The following is a 17,897-nucleotide window of genomic DNA, read 5'->3' as shown; positions in this document are numbered from 1 at the left end:
ATTTATAGGAGGTCGATACGGGATGACGATGAAAGGTCGGCACTTATTTACATCCGAGTCGGTTACGGAAGGACATCCGGACAAGATCTGTGACCAGATTTCGGATGCGGTATTAGATGCATTTTTGGAGGTTGACCCTTACGCGCGGGTTGCGTGTGAAGTTTCGGTTGCTACAGGTCTGGTGCTCGTCATCGGCGAGATCAGCACACGGGCTGATTATGTGGATATTCCATCGATTGTGCGCCGTACAGTTAGAGATATCGGGTATACCCGTGCGAAATATGGCTTTGACGCAAGTACATGCGCCGTATTGACTTCCCTCAACGAGCAGTCCGCTGATATCGCCCAAGGCGTCAACGCAGCGCTCGAGTCGCGCGAAGGCAAAGATGTGCAGCAGGAGAACGAGGATATCGGTGCAGGCGACCAAGGTTTGATGTTTGGTTTTGCTTCCAATGAAACCCCTGAACTGATGCCGCTGCCGATCGCGCTTGCACACCGCATTTCCCGTCGCCTTGCAGAAGTGCGTAAGGATGGCACACTTGAGTACCTCCGTCCGGATGGTAAGACGCAGGTTACAATTGAGTATATGGACGGTAAACCAGTCCGTGTCGACGCGATCGTTGTATCGACTCAGCATGCTGAAGAGATTACACTTGAACAGATCCAGCGGGATATCCGCGAGCATGTTATCCGCCCTGTCGTTCCGGAAGAGTGGCTCGACAATGAGACTAAATATTTCATTAATCCAACTGGCCGTTTTGTAATCGGCGGACCACAGGGTGATGCAGGTCTTACCGGCCGTAAAATCATCGTCGACACGTACGGCGGATATGCTCGCCATGGCGGCGGTGCGTTCTCCGGTAAGGATCCTACAAAGGTAGACCGTTCTGCTGCTTATGCTGCCCGATATGTTGCGAAGAACATTGTGGCAGCTGGTCTGGCAGACAAGTGTGAGATTCAGCTGGCTTATGCGATTGGCGTTGCCAACCCGGTATCGATCAGTGTCGATACATATGGCACAGGCCGTGTAAGCGAAGAGAAGCTGGTTGAAATCATCAGCAGCAACTTTGATCTTCGTCCTGCAGGCATTATCAAGATGCTCGACCTGCGTCGTCCGATCTACGGCAAGACAGCAGCTTACGGACACTTCGGCCGTACGGACATTGATCTGCCATGGGAACGTGTAGACAAAGCGGACAAGCTGAAAGCTGACGCTGGTCTGTAAGGTCTTAAACTAGTCGTAACTAGTCGTTCTATATTATGTGTTCTAACCATAGAAGCCTGCAAACAGCATTAGCTGGATGCAGGCTTTTTTGCATGAAGATATTAACACTTCGTCTAAAACCTAAAGTTCGTACTGGTTAAAACCGACAATAAAGATACAAGTGTAATTTTATGGGGAGTGATCCGGTTTGTTCTGGAAAGGGAAGAAGTTCATTCTAAGCTTAATGGCGATCGTCATGATCCAACTGGGTACAGCGCCGTTAGGACAGGTACTGCCACAAGCATCAGCAGGATCAGACGGCCCGCTGCTGCTTGCTACATACCCGGCGAACAAGGCTGTTCATATTTCGCCAGGCAGTAATCTGACACTGACATTTGATGAGGATGTGACCAAAGGAAGCGGAGCAGCCGCTATTACGCTCCGGAATGTAGCGACTAATGAAATTGTCGAGTCCTATACCGTGGCGACGAGCAGCAGAGTCTCCATTTCGCCTACCAATCCCAAGGTAGTGACGATTGATCCAGAGAAAAATATGCTGGTGAACGCCAGCTACTATGTGCTTGTAGACGAGGGAGCCTTTGTCAGCAACTCGGGTAAGAGCTATGCGGGTATCCGCAATGCGACGGACTGGTCTTTCACGGTTGCTGCAAGCGATACGACAGCTCCAGTAGTAACGGAGCAGTATCCGGTCTCTGGAGCGGTCAGCTATGCGGGCGCTTATGTGGAACTGACCTTTAACAAGCCGGTCGTTGCATCGAACGGTACCGTAACGTTTGCTTCGGCTGGTGATACCCAGACCGTAGGCGTCCTATCCTCCAATGTCCAGGGGGGAGGAACTAATAAGATACGCATCACCCCGCTGACAGCGTTCAAATCGAATACCTCGTATTCGGTATCCATTACAGCAGGTGCATTCCAGGATACGGCGGGCAACAGCTTTGCGGCGTATAGCGGCTGGACGTTTACCACATCTGCCCCACCGATGCCTATGCCAGTACTAAAACCAGAGGACAATGCCTATGCTGTTTCAACAAGTCCGCAGTTCAGCATGACCTTTAATGCCAATATTGTCAAAGGCACCAGCGGCTCGATTAAAATCAACAAGCTTGCCAACAATGAGACAGTGCGTACGATTCCACTGAGCAGTGTAACAGTTACAGGCAATACAGCATCCTTCTCTGCCGCGCTTGAAGGGAACACGGCGTATTACATATTGGTGGATGCGGGGGTGCTGGTCTACGAAGCTGCAAGAGATGTAGCGTTTCAGGGAATCTATGATGCCAGCACATGGAACTTCTCTACAGGGCTAAGCTCCGATACCAGAGCGCCGCAGCTCGTCAGGGAAGGGCTGAAGCCTCAGCCAAATGGAACAGTGGCTATATTGGCGGGGGAACTGGAGCTGCTCTTCGATGAACCGGTATTCCCGGGCAGCGGTTCGATCACAATTCGTAATGCAGCCAACCACACAACCTTTACTTCAATTCCTGTAACCTCCAATCAGGTTACGGGCGGTGGCACGACGAAAATTAACGTTAAAACAGGCTTGCAGTTTGTAAATGGCTCGCAATATTATGTCCAGGTATCAAGCTCAGCCTTCGTGGATGCCTCAGGAAATTATTATGTGGGTATTCACGACACGAACGGATGGAAATTTACGGCAAGCTCTGACAGCACAGTTCCTACGATCGTATCTCTGTCGCCTGTTGCCGGCACGAACAGTGTCAGACTTGACTCACAGTTCACAGCCACCTTCAGCAAGCCCATCAGTATTGCCAATCCGGCAGGGGTTGTCATCAAACGGGCATCAACAGCTATGAATGGCAGCCAGACCAGTATAGCGACGACCCTCAGCATAAGCCCGGAAGATAATCGCAAACTAGTAATTACGCCAGCTCAAGGTGACGCAGGACTGGCGGCAGCCACTTCTTATTACGTGGAAATAGCTGCAGATTCGATTACGGATATGTCCGGGAACCGATTTGGCGGTATTCTGAATCCTTATGAGTGGACATTCCAAACCATCGGCTCAGACCGGACGGCACCAGCACTTACGGGTGCGCAGATGTCAGGCGGATCTAAGATTGCCTTGATCTACAATGAGGAGCTGGCCAAGAGTGCTTATCCGTATCCCGGCAGCTATTATGTCACAGTCAATGGTGTATCCAGAGCTGTAACAGCAGTGTCAGTTGAAGGTCAGACCGTCTTCGTAACACTGCAGAGCGGAGTTGTCTTCGGACAGACGGTGAAGATATCCTACACGGTGCCAGAGGATTCCAAAGCGGTACAGGACCTTTCCGAGAACAAAGCAATAGCCTTTAATAATTACGAAGTAACGAATACATCGGATAACGTGCTGCCGCGTCCAACCAGCGGAACGATAGTCGGGAATACGCTGACCCTGACATTTAATGAGAGCCTTAATACAATATCTCCTTATGCAGGGAGCCAATTCTCCGTCATGATCGGTGGTTCGGCACGGTACGTTCAGCAAATCAGCGGATCGAATTCGACTCTGACGCTTACCCTGAGCAGTGCGGCGGGCAACGGCGAGAGCGTTACGGTCAGCTATACGCCTGGTTCTTACCCTCTTAAGGATTTAAGCGGCAACAGCGTACAGGCATTCTCAGGATTCAGTGTTGTAAACAACCTGGATACGCGAGCGCCAGTCATTACGGGCGCTGCGGTAAATGGATCTACCGTAACGCTCACCTACGATGAGGCGTTAAGCACCGCGCGGGTACCTGCAGCCAGTCAATTCACAGTGGTTGTTAACGGTACCAGCCGGACTATAACGAATGTACGAGTTGAAGGCAGAACCGTCCTGTTAACACTGGCTTCGGAAGTGACAGCGGGACAGTCCGTCCTTGTCAGCTACACAGGAGGCACACCTGCCGTTTCAGATGCTTCGGGCAATGCAGCACTGCCATTCAGTGGCATGAACGCAGGCGTCGTCACGACGGGCACGTACAGCGGCTTGTATGCGAGCGGCAGCCAGATCTTGATTACCTACCCACAGGCACTTGATGCGGCATACACGCCGCTGTCCAGTCAATTTACGGTTAAGGTGGGCGGCTCACTTCGGTCAGTGGCTTCCGTAATGGTATCAGGAACCTCTGTATACTTGACTCTGCATTCGCCTGTGCTGGCAGGCGAGGTCGTAACCGTAAGCTATTATAATTCGGGCATCGGTCTCCGTACATCTAGCGGGACAACGATACCCGGATTTATGGATAACGCAGCTTTGAACCAGACGGCAGGCACAGGTACAGCCGTTACGCTGCCCGATGGTGTGACACAGGCAACCGACGGCGCCATTCAGATGGATAAGGCGGGCGCTATGGTTACCTCAGATACGACGCCTACGGGAATGACGGTTAACCGCTACACGATTACCAACGAAAAGTTGTCTTCAGCATTCAGTGCAGCAAGGAATTCAAGTGCATCGAAAGGGCGCGTTGTCTTCGCCGTACCGGAGACCGAACGGGCGGCAGTAGTAGCCGTACCACTGCGGGCTTTGGAAGAAGTGAAGAGTATGACAGCTGACGCGGCATTCATTGTGAAGTACAAAGACACCACCTATGAGGTGCCTGTATCCGCAATTGATTACGCAGAAACTGCCAAGCTGCTTAACGCAGGGGGGACGGTCGGGTATCTGCTGCTGAAGATGGAGCCGACAACCTCCACTCAGACGGCGGAGCTGACCTCGGCCATTAACCGATCTCAGGCACAGTTGATGACAAGTCCGGTCATATACCAAACCTTTCTTCACAATAATGGACCAAATATTGAGCTTCCGGCATTCAAGGACTATGTCACGCGCACGATCCGGACGGCTCAAGCTATTACGCCGCGTCAGAGCGGTATGGTATGGCTTGATCCGCAGACGGGAATCTTGTCTTATGCACCGACCAAGATGACGCAGACTGACGGCTACACATTGATTACATTTAAGAGCAAAATCAGCAGCTCATTTGCAGCTGTTAAGGGAACAACGACCTATAAAGATGTTGAGAAGCACTGGGGACGCAACGATGTCCTATTGATGGTAAATAAGTTCGTAGCGGAAGGTAAAACAGCTTCAGCCTTCGAACCGGACAAAGCGATTACCAGGGGTGAGTTCGCAGCTTACATCTCCAAAGGTCTTGGCCTCGCTGGAGATAAGGCGGCGGCTGCCAAATTCAAGGACGTGAACACCGCGACGACCATGGCCGCGTATATCGGAGCGGCTTCTAAGGCTGGGATTATCCAGGGCTACACGGATGGCACGTTCAAACCTAATGCTCCGATTACAAGAGAGCAGATTGCGGCCATGCTGGTGCGGGCGGCTAATACCGCCGGTAAGGATCTGACCCTCTCGGGAACGACATTGTCGGTCCTGTCCCGGTTCAAGGACCGCACATCGATCTCACCATGGGCGCAGGTGGATATCGCCAAAGCCGTATCAAGCGAATTGATCAACGGCACATCTTCCACTGTTTTCAGTCCGAAATCAAATGCCACACGTGCCCAGGCGGCCGTGATGATTAAACGTCTGCTCGATTATGTAGACTTTATGGATGTTTAAAGTAAGGAACTGACCTGCACCAAAAATTAGTATTGAGAAAATGACCAATAAACGCCTGGAATCTATCTATAGGATTCCGGGCGTTTTTTTCTATTTGAAGCTTTTGCTAAATGAGAGTCTTCTAATCTAGCGGAACTTTTTCTTCCCTCTAGGAGTCTATTACTAATAGACTTTTAGAATGGGAGCGATGAAACGGTTATGCATAGATTGAAATATCACAGCAGCGGGAACGGACAACTGCGGCCAGGAAAGCGGAAGAAGGCGGCAAAAACACTGCTTGTACTCGCACTCGGGAGCGCACTGCTGGTTCAGCCAGGGGCTTCCGGCCTTATGGCGGGAACAGGGATCACGCTGGGCGGCACAGCTGCGGCTGCTGTGGGGAACGAGCAGTTAAAACTTCTTGCCGAAAATATTATTACATCTGGCGCGGTACGCAAGGATTACAAGTGGACCTCTGTACGCAGCGGTGAAACGGATACAGCTAACATTCACGTCATTGAGGTTGATCTGACGAATCCTCATGTCCAGCTTAATGCCATGAACGGAAACAGCAGCCTTCCGGGCAAGTCCACTGTCATGAAGATGGCAAAGGACACCGGGGCCGTGGCCGGCATTAATGCGGATTTCTTCGATACGGGCAGCTCGGAGGCCGTGCCTTTCGGCGCGCAGATTACGAGCGGTAAATTAGTGAAGAGCCCGAAGCGTATTCAGGGCATGTATATGTTTGCGGTAACAGCAGATAAGGTGCCGATGGTGGATCAATTTACGTTCGAGGGCACCGTGACGGCAGCGAACGGAGCTGCTTTTCCGCTCACGGGCATTAACGAGTCATCTTACCGGATGGCCCCCGATAATGCATATAGTCATGCTAACGCATTATATATCTACACCAGCAGCTGGACGGCGGCTCAGCGTCCGAATACAGTGCTTAGTGCCACTTCACCAACGGAAGTGCTGGTACAGAACGGGATCGTCACACAGATAGCGGATAACGCTTCGCTTGCGGCCAATGCTCCGGCGGATGGCTATATTCTCCGGGCCCATGGAACGGCAGCCAAGTTTGTCCGCGAGAATCTGACAGTTGGCTCACCGGTTCAGAGCGACTACCAGCTAAAGTCGGTGACAACAGGGAAGAGCTATACGGAATCAGCCTTTCAATTCATGGTGGGCGGACATACTATTCTCGTCAATGAAGGTAAGGCGGCCTCCTATTCACGTAGCGTGAGCGGGATCAGCCCTAACTCGGACCGGGCGAGGACGGCTGCGGGCTATTCCAGGGATGGGAAGAAGGCTTATCTTATCACGGTGGAGGATTTCGGAAGCAGTAAGGGAATGACGCTGTCGGAGCTTCAATCCGTGATGGTGAAGCTGGGGGTCTGGAAGGGCGTAAATCTCGATGGCGGAGGCTCGACAACGATGGTAGACCGCCCGCTCGGTGAATTCAATATTAAGCTGTCGCATCCGACGGAAGATAACAGCGGGGGGACGTATCAGCGTCCGGTCGTTAACGGCATCGGCGTTTATACATTAGCGCCCAAGGGTTCAGTAAAAGGGATCACGGCCAGCGGCAAACAGACGCTCTTCATCGGCGAGCAGGCAGCCTATAGCGTGAAAGCCTATGATACGTACTATAATCCGGTAGACCCATCGGGCATCACTGCCTCCTGGAGTATTGACAAGACGGGGGTAGCCAAAGTGAATAACGGGACTGTGACGGGCATTAAGCCGGGAGAGGCGAACTTGACCGTAAAATCCGGGACGGGATCGAGCAAGCTCCCGATTGAAGTGGTAGGGGAAGCGAAGATTAATAAGCTGACGATCAATGCATCGTCCACAGTTCTGAACGCAGGCTCTTCGGTTCAGGTACCGGTAACGGCAGTGCTGGAGGATGGGAAAGCATATCATGTGCCGGCTGCGTCGCTGAAGTGGGAGCTCATCGGATTTACCGGGAGCGTGAAGGATGGCATTCTTACGGTTGATACAGTGAAGCCAGAAACGAAGGCCGGCTATGCAATCGCACGTTATGACGGCTACTCAGCTGTGCTGGTGATGTCTGCCGGTGGAACGACTGACCAGCGGCTGGAAGACTTTGAGAAGGTCAGCTATGGCATTACAACCAGCGGCACTCCTGCCGGTGTGAAGGGCTCGGTGCAGCTCGTAACAGGCTACAGCGGCCGAGAGACTTCCAAGGTGCTGAAGTTCAGCTATGACTTCCAGGGAAGTACGGAGAATAAGACCAAGGCGGCCTACGCCGTACTCAACAGCAGTGGGGGAGGTATCCCGCTTGCGGGGACGCCTAACGGCTTCAGTCTGGATGTATACGGCGATGCGGGACGAAACTGGCTGCGGGCCACACTAGTAGACGCCAACGGGAAGGAGCATCTGGTGACCTTGGCGGATGCGATTAGCTGGACAGGCTGGAAGACTGTGAAAGCGGCATTTCCGTCTACAGGAATTGCCTACCCGGTTAAATTGAAAAATCTGTACGTAGTCACACTTGCCGAGGGACAGGATGAACGGGAGCCGTCCGGCGAGCTGGCTTTTGACAATATTAACGTACAATATCCGGTGACTGCAGCCCCTTCCAAAGCCAAAGTCATACTGAAGCTCGGCAGTAAATCGGCGACCGTGAACGGGGAAAAGGTTAAGCTTGATGTAGCGCCAATAGCATTAAAGGGTGTGACTTATCTGCCGCTGCGGTTTGTGGCTGATACGATGGGCGGCCAGGTAGACTGGGATCAGCCGGCCAAGCGTGCAACGGCTATCCGCGGCGACCGAATGCTGGATATGTGGCTGGGCAAGAAGGCTTTTGTTATAAACGGCGTACGAAACGAGGCGGACCAATCGCCAATTGTCCGGGATGGGCGCACTTTAGTCCCAGTTCGATTGGTGTCGGAACAGCTTGGCATGAGTGTAAAATGGGAAGGAACAACTAAAACAATAACGATCCAATGATCCCGGGCATCCCGAACGTGTTTTATGGTATGATAATGGTTAGTGAATTTAACCGGAGGGTGACGTAAAACACGTGGAGGACCGGACATACAACATTGATCGTGTCATCAAGAATGCGATTACGGTGATGGAAGACAGCAAATACCAAATATTTGAGATAGGGGAAACCGCGCGCGAGGAGCTTCTGCTGCTGAATCAGGAGCTTGAGGAGGTATTGAGGGAGACAGCTGATACGATCGAGAAGGTCGATCAGCTGGAGCTGGAATACCGCCGTGCGCGGATTCGTCTGACCGAGGTCAGCAAGGATTTCATCCGTTATAAGGAAGCCGATATTAAATCCGCTTATGAGAAAGCTACACAGCTGCAGCTGGATTTAATGGTATACAGGGAAAAGGAAGCTTATCTGAAGGCTCGGCGTGATGACCTGCAGAAGCGGGTCAAGAACGTCGAGCTCTCTCTTGAGCGCGCCGAAACAATAGGATCCCAGATTAATGTAGTGCTGGAGTACCTTTCTGGAGACTTGAATCAGGTGACCCGAATTTTGGAGTCAGCTAAGAACCGCCAACTGCTCGGTTTAAAAATTATTCTAGCCCAAGAAGAAGAACGCAAACGGATAGCCAGAGAGATCCATGATGGTCCTGCTCAGTCCCTTGCCAATATAGTGCTTAGGACGGAAATTGCAGAAAGAATGCTCGGCAAGCAGGAATTTAAGCTAGTGCAGGACGAATTAATAGACTTAAAGGGACAGGTCCGGTCCGGACTGGAAGAAATCAGGAAAATCATGTTCAATCTGCGACCGATGGCCTTGGATGATCTGGGACTCGTCCCGACTCTGCGCAAATACATGCAGGATTTTGAGGAAAAGACGCAAATCCGCACCGTGTTTGAGACGATTGGCCGTGAGACCCGGCTCCCCTCCGCAATGGAGGCAGCGATCTACCGGCTAGTGCAAGAGGCCTGTACAAATGCGTTAAAACATGCGAATCCTACTTTTATAGGACTAGAAGTGAAGTACCAAACTGACATGGTGAAGATTCTCATCCAGGATAACGGCTCGGGCTTCAATGTTGATGTAGTAGAAGCAAGATCCAAGGATAGCACTCATTTCGGCCTGATCGGCATGAGAGAGAGAGTCGAGCTTCTGGAGGGGAGGATGCATATCGAATCCGCCATCAATCAGGGGACGAAAATTTCGATTCAAATTCCGATAAATGCGGAACAGAGAAAGGAGTAATTGACGATGGATCAGAAGCCCGCGGGCAACCGGAAAATTAAAGTGTTGATTGCAGACGATCATCAGTTGTTCCGGGAAGGCCTTAAACGGATTTTAAACATGGAGGATGACCTTGAGGTCATCGGAGAGTGCGGAGACGGGATCCAGGTTCTGGAGTTCTGTAACCATACCAAGCCTGAAGTGGTTCTGATGGACATTAACATGCCAATAGAAAACGGGGTCGTGGCAACCGAGCGGCTCCGTGATATTTTTCCCGACATCAAAGTTATTATCCTGTCGATCCATGATGATGAAAGCTATGTATTCGAGACGCTCCGTAAAGGCGCATCTGGTTATTTGCTGAAGGATATGGAAGCCGAGTCGCTGATCAACGCGATCCGCTCGGTAGTCAATGGCCACGCCTACATTCATCCGAAGGTGACGGGAAAGCTGATTAACCAGCTCCGCCGAATGACCTATCTGGATGAGATTGGTGTGGTATCCGGAGCGGCTGCAACGCAGGAGCCTGGCGTTAAGTTCGTTGCAGGCGATAACAATCCGCTTACACGCCGCGAGGCGGAAGTGCTCCGCTTAATGGCGGAAGGCAAGAGCAACAAGATGATTGGCGAATACCTGTATATCAGTGAGAAGACAGTCAAAAACCATGTCAGCAGTATCCTGCAGAAGATGGAGGTTGATGACCGCACGCAGGCGGTTATTAATTCGATCAAGTTTGGCTGGGTAACCTTATAATATAAACGTATGGTTCACAAGCGAACAGCTCCCCGGCGGGAGCTGTTTTTGCTATGTACACAGGCTGCTGATCGCCGCTGTGGATAATGTGTATAACATGTGGATAAAACTGTGGACAGGATATTTAATAACTCTTATTGCCGGATATTGTTATGGCTGTCCCTTCTTCATGTTCACCAGTAGGCAGGGTAACGCATATAGTGTGGCATCTGGTACAACAGCCATACCCGATCATTACAGGTTGGCATGAAGGAGGCGGGGAGCGGTGATTCATATCCTCTTATTGATTGTCTGCTGCTACATGCTTGCGGGCCTTGCCATATATTGGACAGCAGTTAGTGGGGATAAACAGCAGGGCGGCAGACATTATGTATTAATGGCAAATAACCAGGCACCGAGAATCGAATGGTATCTCAGAGTGCTTCGCGGATTCTCGCTCCGTTCGGGAACGGAGGTCAAAGTGACGGTTGTGGACTGCAACACAAACGATGAGACAATGGATATTGTGAAGCGGTTCCGTAAGCAGGATAGCGGGATTGCGGTATGCCGCACCGGCGGAACAGGTACTCAGGGGACCGTCAGCGGGCTTCAGAAATGGGAGCGCATACATGAGCAGGGTCCTGATATGAGAAGGGCAAATTATAGTGCCAGCCAGCTTCTGGGTCAAGAGAATGATGAGCTGGAGCCTTCCCGGCTGCTGTGGCAGCTGCAGCGTGAAGGCTATGTCCATGCGGCCGATCACGCTGTAGTCGTGGATCTTCGTAACCCGGCAGAGCTCAATAAGCTGCCGCTATAGAAGAACGAAGGGGCTCAGCTTGTCAAAAGGCTGCGGACATTTTATAATACAGGCATCAGTTCGGCTCGCAGCTGCGGCTGGCCGCCATAATAGTACCGACCCGTGTGAAGCACACCCGGATAGCGCTTAAGAAGCGCTGTTCGGGTGTTTTTTTGTTGGGTCATGCTGGGTAGCGGAAATGGCGAGAGACCATATTTATTTACAGGAGGTGTCGAATGAAGGCAGTCGTGTATGCGGTGCGCCTGAAGAATGTCTGGGAGGCAGGAGCAGCCGTAGATATGGATGTTGTAATCAGGTACTACCTGGATGAATTATTTCGGGAGCAAGTCAGGGCGGAAAGTAGAGATGGAGACGAGGGGGCCCTTGCAGCTGCTGCCAAGGATATGATGATCTGGGATGAGCCGCTGCCGCTAGGCATTGCGCTTGCTGCTGCAAAGCGGTTTGACCGGCTGACGGGAGGCAGAGGAACGGGAGAGACCTTGGGAAGGGGGGACTCGCATAGACGGTGTATAGAGAGGGGCAGAGATTTTGAAGTCTGTATGAAAAAAACGTTCAGCGGAGCAGGTCTTTCTGCTGAACAAGTGCTGAAGAGAAGTGTACTCGAGGCAGGGCTGGAGGGCGAGCCGCTGCGGATGGCAAGCGGCTCGGGAGGAAGGCCGCCGGGCAGCAGCTGCGGGGGCCGGGTCCGCCGGATTCGCCCCGGCAGTACGGGCGGAACCGGCGGGACGCACAGGGCCTCCGCCACGGCGGGGGAGGCCCGTGCGCTCGCAGCGGCGGCGCAGACAGCCGCCGCTGCGCTGCAGGGGCGTGCGCTGCTAGGCAGCGAAGCGCACGCCCTGCTCGGCGCCGCGGGCGCCGAGTGCCCGGCAGCCGCCGGTTGGAGCGGTGTGCTCCAACTGGCGGCCCTGCTGGGCAGGCTGCGCCTCTGCAGCGCCATCGCCCGGGACGAAGTCCGGCGATGGCCGGGGGCGCGCCCCCGGCGGCGCCTCCGCTGCCTGCGCTGCGGCAGCGGGGAGGCGAAGATGCGCAGCACGCCCTGCGCAGCATGCGGGCGGGTATGCGCCTGCTGCGAGGCCTGCATCCTGCTGGGCCGAAGCCGGGAATGCGAACTGCTTATTATCGGCAGCGGGCAGCGAAGCCTTGGCATGCCGGCAGCCTGGCAGTTCCCGGCACCCAACAGACTAGGCCAACACTCGGAAGAATTCACAGCTGCCCGACAGGCGCCTGCCCACGAGCGGATCAGACGCTGGAAGCTCAGTCCCGCGCAAGCTGAGGCTGCGGGTGCTGCTTTGGCATTCATTGAGCAGCCGGTGACTCGCTCCCCGACAAGTCAAGCGGCACAGAGGTTATCTAGTTGCTGGGCAGAACAGGTTTCCTCAGGCCCGGCTGAAAGCACATTTCGCTCATTATTAAGGAGCCTATCGCTGCGATGGACAAAGGCCAACAATTATCAGCATAAGTTTCTGTTATGGGCTGTAACAGGCGCCGGCAAGACCGAAATGATTTTTCCGCTTGTAGAATCCGCAGCAGCCCGCGGCGGACAGGTGCTTATTGCAACCCCGCGACGGGATGTCGTGCTGGAACTGGACCCGCGTATAAGAAAGGCCTTCCCGGATTTATCTGTTGTGACGCTGTACGGAGGCAGTCCGCAGCGCTGGGAGCGGGGAACGATAACGCTTGCCACAACCCATCAGTTGATGCGGTTCCGTGAAGCGTTTGACCTTGTCATTATCGATGAGCTGGACGCCTTCCCCTATCATGGAGACCCCATACTTCACTTCGCTGCGGAGCATGCGGCAGCATCTGAAGGCAGATGTATACTGCTCTCCGCCACTCCTCCTGCCCTGCTTCAGCGTGCAGCCACTTCGGGGCGTCTGCAGCATGCGCGAGTACCGGTCCGGTTCCACAGACATCCGCTGCCGGTGCCTGTACAGCTTCGGGTCCCGCCGGCCGCTGAGATACTCAGGCAGAAGCAGGTGCCTGCGGGCCTGAAGAAGGTCCTGCTGGCGTCAGTTTCCAGGGGAGCCCAGGTATTTGTCTTTGTCCAGAGGATCAACCTGTGCGAGCCCATTGCCGCCTTGCTGCGCACATTCTGCCCTGCAGATCTGAAGGTTGGCTGCACCTCGTCACAGGATGAGGAGCGGGCGGACAAGGTGAACCGGTTTCGCAGCGGGGAGCTGCGCGTCCTGGTGACCACGACGATTCTGGAACGCGGCGTCACCATCCCCCGCAGCGACGTCTTCATTCTGGATGCCGACAGCCGGCTGTTCGATGAGGCGGCGCTCGTACAGATGTCAGGCAGGGCCGGCCGCTCTGCGGATGACCCGGCAGGCCGCGTGTACTACTGCAGTTCTATCCCAAGCCGAGCGCAGCGTCAGGCAGTGCGCCATATCCGGGTGATGAACCGCATGGCGGCGGCTAAAGGATATATTATTCAGTCGGGTGAAGGGAGCGGAGGCTGATGCTGTTAAACCGCATAAGATCATGGGCTGCTCAAGGACTGCGTGCGGGAGCCGGATTCCTTCAAGAGCAAGGCTGCGGCTGCCTGCTCTGCGGCCGAAGAACAGGCGGGAGGGATAGTACAGCCGCCTTTCACAGCTTTAACGGCTGGTACCGTGATCTCCTTCCTCAGCATAGACGCCCGGTCTACGGCATCTTCCAGTCGATTTCAAATAAGTTATGTCGGGACTGCCTGGTCCTGATACCATGGCTGACCGACATCAGATGCGGGGTATGCGGTCGGGGAATAGCATGTCCAGACTGCAATAGACGTTCACGCCCAGCTTTCCTGTATAACCGGAGTGCCGTGCAGTATGATTCAACTATGCGGGACTGGCTGGCGCTATACAAGTACCGCGGCCTTGAGAGGCTTGAGCCGCTGCTTGCCGAAATGCTGTACCTCCCTTATTATGAGCTGAGCAGGCTGGCGGCCGGGAGCGGTACCGTATCGCCGGGCTGTGAGCCGTGGGATTTGATTACCTATGTTCCGGTTAGCGGCGAGCGCGCGCAAGAACGCGGTTTTAACCAGGCGGAGCGGCTTGCAGCGGTACTGGGCGGCCGGTTCAATCTGCCCGTTCAAGCGCTGCTTGTGCGTACACGCCATAGCGGCAAGCAGAGCTTAAAGACCCGGAGAGAGCGGATGATTGATATGCATTCCCTATTCGCTCCGGACGAGGCAGGGTGGGCAGCATGGGAGGAGCAGTACCATCAGCGGATTAACCCTGCAGGGAAGAGATATAAGGATAATCAGTCCGGCGATCGTTCCATTTACTCCTCTGTCCGTATTCTTCTGGTAGATGACATCTATACGACGGGAAGTACGATTCAGGCCTGCTCAGAGGTGCTGACTCAGCGAAGTCAGTCAGCGTGTGAAATTTATTCGCTTACATGGTCCCGTTCCTAGCCCTCAGCTTTCGACAGATTTTTATCAAAGAAGCGTCGAAAAATATCGCATTTTTGTCGCATATCCGTTACAATAAAATGACTAGCAACCGTGATAAGTCATAATAGGATTAATGGAGGGGCGACTGCTCATGAACCTTGGAAATTGCCCGCGCTGTGGTAAGCTGTATGCCAAAAATCTTCGTGATATGTGTCCTGTATGTATAAAAGAGGTTGATAAGCAGTATGAGCTGTGTGCCGAGTATTTAAGGAAAAATAAAGGCTGCACGATTCATGAGCTGTCCGAAGCAACTGAAGTTCCGATGAAGCAGATAACCCGCTTTATCCGGGAAGGCCGGATCTCAATTCTTAATCACCCCAATATGGCGCTCGCATGTGAGTCCTGCGGCACGCCGATTCGTGAAGGCAATCTCTGCATGGAATGCCGCCATAGAATCAGCCGTGACTTCAGGGAAGTCCAGAAGGCTGACCAGTCGAGATCCGCATCAGAAGGGACTTATAACACCTACTCGATAGACAAACAGCGTGAATAATTTGGGTATCTGCTTACAATCTATAAATTTTTGTTGCAAAACAACCGATAATACCTTTATAAAGGGATTGTCGGTTGTTTTTTTAATTGCTGTTAACAAAAGAGGTGGCGTCTATGAAGATCAATGAAACAAACCGTATTGGTGCTGTGAACTCCTATCAGAAGCAGCTGGACCATCGTGCAGGGCAAGTTAATAAGAAGCGGCAGAAGGATGAGGTTCAAATTTCTGCGGAAGCCAAGCAGCTGCTTACGAGCAGCCGGATCAATGATCCGCAGCAGGCAGAGCGGATTGAGAAGCTGAAGCAATCGGTAGCGACAGGCACCTATAAAGTTGATGCCGGCAAGGTTGCGGAGAAGCTCCTGCCATATCTGAGACCATAACATTTGAAGGACAGGTGAACGAGAACATGTCTTTGGCAGACATTATGCAAACGCTGGAGCACCAGACGGAGTTATATGAGCAACTATTAGAGACGGCGAAGGAAAAGACCCCTGTTCTGGTTCACAACGATGTGGACAAGCTCAATGGCATCATTCAGAAGGAACGGAAGCTTATTGCTCAGGCAGAAGTGTTAGAACGTGCCCGCATTCAGCAGACGAACTGGTACTTTGCCGAGATCAAGCACCGTTCCAGATTGAATACCCTGCGTGAGCTGGTCCAGTCGGTCCATCATCCGGAAGAGAAGAAGAGACTGATTGATAAACAGCAGCAGCTGTCGAGTATTCTAGGGGAGCTGCAGCGCAATAATGCACTCAATCAGCAATTAATCGAACAATCACTTGCATTCATTAATTATTCGATAGATTTAGTAATAGATGATCCAACAGAGGATCTTGTTTACAAGCATCCGATGAAGGGAATGCCGGGCGCAGGGCGTGCCGGAGCTTTTGACACCAGAGCGTAGGGAGGGGAAGACCTGTCATGAGATCAACGTTTCATACGCTGGAGACAGCGAAGCGCAGCTTATTCACACAGCAGGCTGCCATCAATACCGTTGGCCACAACATTGCCAACGCTAACACAGAAGGGTACTCCCGCCAGATCGTCAAGATGGCCGCGGCTCGTCCGATTGAAGCCTATGGCATGAGCCGTTCTGTAGCAGCGGGTCAGCTCGGTACGGGTGTGGAATTCACATCCATTGAGCGGGTTCGCGTATCATTCCTGGATGATCAGTTCCGTAACCAGAGCAAGTATCTGGGCAGCTGGAGCGTTCAGAGCGATACGCTGCAGAAGCTGGAAGGGATTGTGAATGAACCTAGCGATACGGGAATTCGTACTGTAGTGGAGAATTTCTGGAATGCTTGGTCAGACTTGAGCAAGGATCCGGAGAATGTGACGGGACGAAAGATTGTCAGAGAGAATGCCTTGGCTTTGACAGACGCATTTAATCAGGTAAGTAAACAATTATCGGACCTGAGTGTAGATTTGACCAGCAATATAGAAGTGAAAGCCACGGAGATTAACACCATGCTGGGGACGATCTCATCGCTGAATAATGAGATCAAACGGATTGAGGGACTTGGTGATCATGCGAATGATTTGCGGGATCAGCGGGATCTGTTGACCGATAAGCTGTCCAAGATCGTCAATGTTCAGGTAACGGATGGGGCGCAGGGCTATACGATCACAATGGGAGGCCAGCAGCTGGTGCAGGGCATCAATACTACCCCTGTCACCGCGGCGTCTCTGCAGGCTGCTTATACTTCAGGTGATTTGAACAACGGTGAAGTATTCGGTATGATTGTTTCCCGGGATATATATGTGAAAGAGTACCAGGATCAGCTGAATCTGTTGGCAAACACGATTGCTACTGGCGAAATTGAGGTTACCATTCCCGCCGGATCGACGATCCCAGGAGAAGCAGCCCCTCTTGCAGCGCCACGCGTGATGAAGGTGAATGGTATTAACGGACTGCATAAGCTAGGCTATACACTCAAATCTCCGGCGACTGCCGGTGGAGATTTCTTCACCTTCGGCACGGGCGCAAATGGTATTACAGCCGCAAGCATTCAAGTTAACCCGGATATTGTGACGGATTCGAACAATATAGCTACATCTGCCCGGTTAGACTCCAACGGAGAAGTTGTTAAAGGGAACAATACGATTGCACTGATTATGTCTGAATTGAAAGACTTCAAATTTAGTTTTGACGAGTCAGTAATGGGCGGGAATATCACCGCTTCTACCATATCTGACTATTATAATTCGATGGTCGGCTCGCTTGGTGTACAGACTCAGGAAGCGGTTAGACAGGCTACGAATGCTCAAGCACAGGTTGATCAGGTGAACAGCAGCCGCCAATCTGTAAGCGGAGTTTCCCTTGATGAAGAGATGTCAGAACTCGTCCGGTTCCAGCATGCCTACTCAGCTGCAGCGCGGATTATGACCACATTCGATGAAATGATGGACAAATTAATTAATGGAACCGGTGTTGTTGGCCGTTAATATTGGAGGTT

General features: G+C 52.6%; 13 protein-coding genes. 12 read left to right on the top strand and 1 reads right to left on the bottom strand.

Annotated elements, in window-relative coordinates; all coding sequences use genetic code 11:
• Nucleotides 1-22 precede the first annotated feature (22 nt).
• The 6 genes from metK (at nt 23) to L1N82_RS10970 (ending at nt 11,506) form a co-directional block, all read left to right on the top strand.
• Nucleotides 23-1,225 carry a methionine adenosyltransferase gene (gene metK / locus L1N82_RS10995; RefSeq protein ID WP_235287440.1) on the top strand — a complete coding sequence of 401 codons (1,203 nt, stop codon included), beginning with the start codon at nt 23-25 and terminating at the stop codon, nt 1,223-1,225.
• 223 nt (nt 1,226-1,448) lie between these two features.
• On the top strand, nt 1,449-5,789 hold the full coding sequence (locus tag L1N82_RS10990) for an Ig-like domain-containing protein (protein WP_235287439.1): 4,341 nt from the start codon (nt 1,449-1,451) through the stop codon (nt 5,787-5,789).
• A 198-nt stretch (nt 5,790-5,987) separates the two neighbouring features.
• The gene (locus L1N82_RS10985; protein ID WP_235287438.1) at nt 5,988-8,744 is read left to right on the top strand and encodes a stalk domain-containing protein; all 2,757 of its coding nucleotides are present in this window, start codon (nt 5,988-5,990) and stop codon (nt 8,742-8,744) included.
• 73 nt (nt 8,745-8,817) lie between these two features.
• On the top strand, nt 8,818-9,978 hold the full coding sequence (locus tag L1N82_RS10980; RefSeq protein ID WP_328284468.1) for a sensor histidine kinase: 1,161 nt from the start codon (nt 8,818-8,820) through the stop codon (nt 9,976-9,978).
• Nucleotides 9,979-9,984: 6 nt separating this feature from the next.
• Entirely contained in the window at nt 9,985-10,710 is a 726-nt protein-coding gene (locus L1N82_RS10975) for a response regulator (protein WP_235287437.1), read from the top strand.
• Nucleotides 10,711-10,975: 265 nt separating this feature from the next.
• Nucleotides 10,976-11,506 (top strand): hypothetical protein, encoded by a 531-nt coding sequence (locus L1N82_RS10970; RefSeq protein WP_235287436.1) that lies wholly within the window; start codon nt 10,976-10,978, stop codon nt 11,504-11,506.
• A gap of 41 nt (nt 11,507-11,547) precedes the next feature.
• Here the strand turns inward: L1N82_RS10970 and L1N82_RS23230 are convergent, their stop codons facing one another.
• Nucleotides 11,548-11,670: a hypothetical protein gene (locus tag L1N82_RS23230; RefSeq protein ID WP_268821935.1), complete on the bottom strand. Its 123-nt coding sequence runs from the start codon at nt 11,668-11,670 to the stop codon at nt 11,548-11,550.
• Between the two features lie 51 nt (nt 11,671-11,721).
• Between L1N82_RS23230 and L1N82_RS10965 the strand changes: the two genes are divergently transcribed.
• The 6 genes from L1N82_RS10965 (at nt 11,722) to flgK (ending at nt 17,886) form a co-directional block, all read left to right on the top strand.
• Nucleotides 11,722-13,968: a helicase-related protein gene (locus tag L1N82_RS10965; RefSeq protein WP_235287435.1), complete on the top strand. Its 2,247-nt coding sequence runs from the start codon at nt 11,722-11,724 to the stop codon at nt 13,966-13,968.
• A gap of 362 nt (nt 13,969-14,330) precedes the next feature.
• Nucleotides 14,331-14,909 (top strand): ComF family protein, encoded by a 579-nt coding sequence (locus L1N82_RS10960; protein ID WP_235287434.1) that lies wholly within the window; start codon nt 14,331-14,333, stop codon nt 14,907-14,909.
• Nucleotides 14,910-15,039: 130 nt separating this feature from the next.
• Nucleotides 15,040-15,441: a TIGR03826 family flagellar region protein gene (locus tag L1N82_RS10955; RefSeq protein WP_235287433.1), complete on the top strand. Its 402-nt coding sequence runs from the start codon at nt 15,040-15,042 to the stop codon at nt 15,439-15,441.
• A 113-nt stretch (nt 15,442-15,554) separates the two neighbouring features.
• Nucleotides 15,555-15,821 carry a flagellar biosynthesis anti-sigma factor FlgM gene (gene flgM, locus L1N82_RS10950; RefSeq protein ID WP_235287432.1) on the top strand — a complete coding sequence of 89 codons (267 nt, stop codon included), beginning with the start codon at nt 15,555-15,557 and terminating at the stop codon, nt 15,819-15,821.
• Nucleotides 15,822-15,847: 26 nt separating this feature from the next.
• A complete protein-coding gene (locus L1N82_RS10945; RefSeq protein ID WP_235287431.1) occupies nt 15,848-16,345 on the top strand; it encodes a flagellar protein FlgN in 498 nt (165 codons plus the stop codon).
• Nucleotides 16,346-16,362: 17 nt separating this feature from the next.
• On the top strand, nt 16,363-17,886 hold the full coding sequence (gene flgK / locus L1N82_RS10940) for a flagellar hook-associated protein FlgK (protein ID WP_235287430.1): 1,524 nt from the start codon (nt 16,363-16,365) through the stop codon (nt 17,884-17,886).
• The last annotated feature ends 11 nt before the right edge of the window (nt 17,887-17,897 follow it).

Origin of the sequence: Paenibacillus tarimensis, assembly GCF_021532315.1 — a bacterium.
GTDB classification, from domain to species: domain Bacteria; phylum Bacillota; class Bacilli; order Paenibacillales; family Paenibacillaceae; genus Paenibacillus_I; species Paenibacillus_I tarimensis.
The sequence above is the reverse complement of the archived record's forward strand: the minus strand, read 5'-3'. Positions and strand labels throughout refer to the sequence as shown.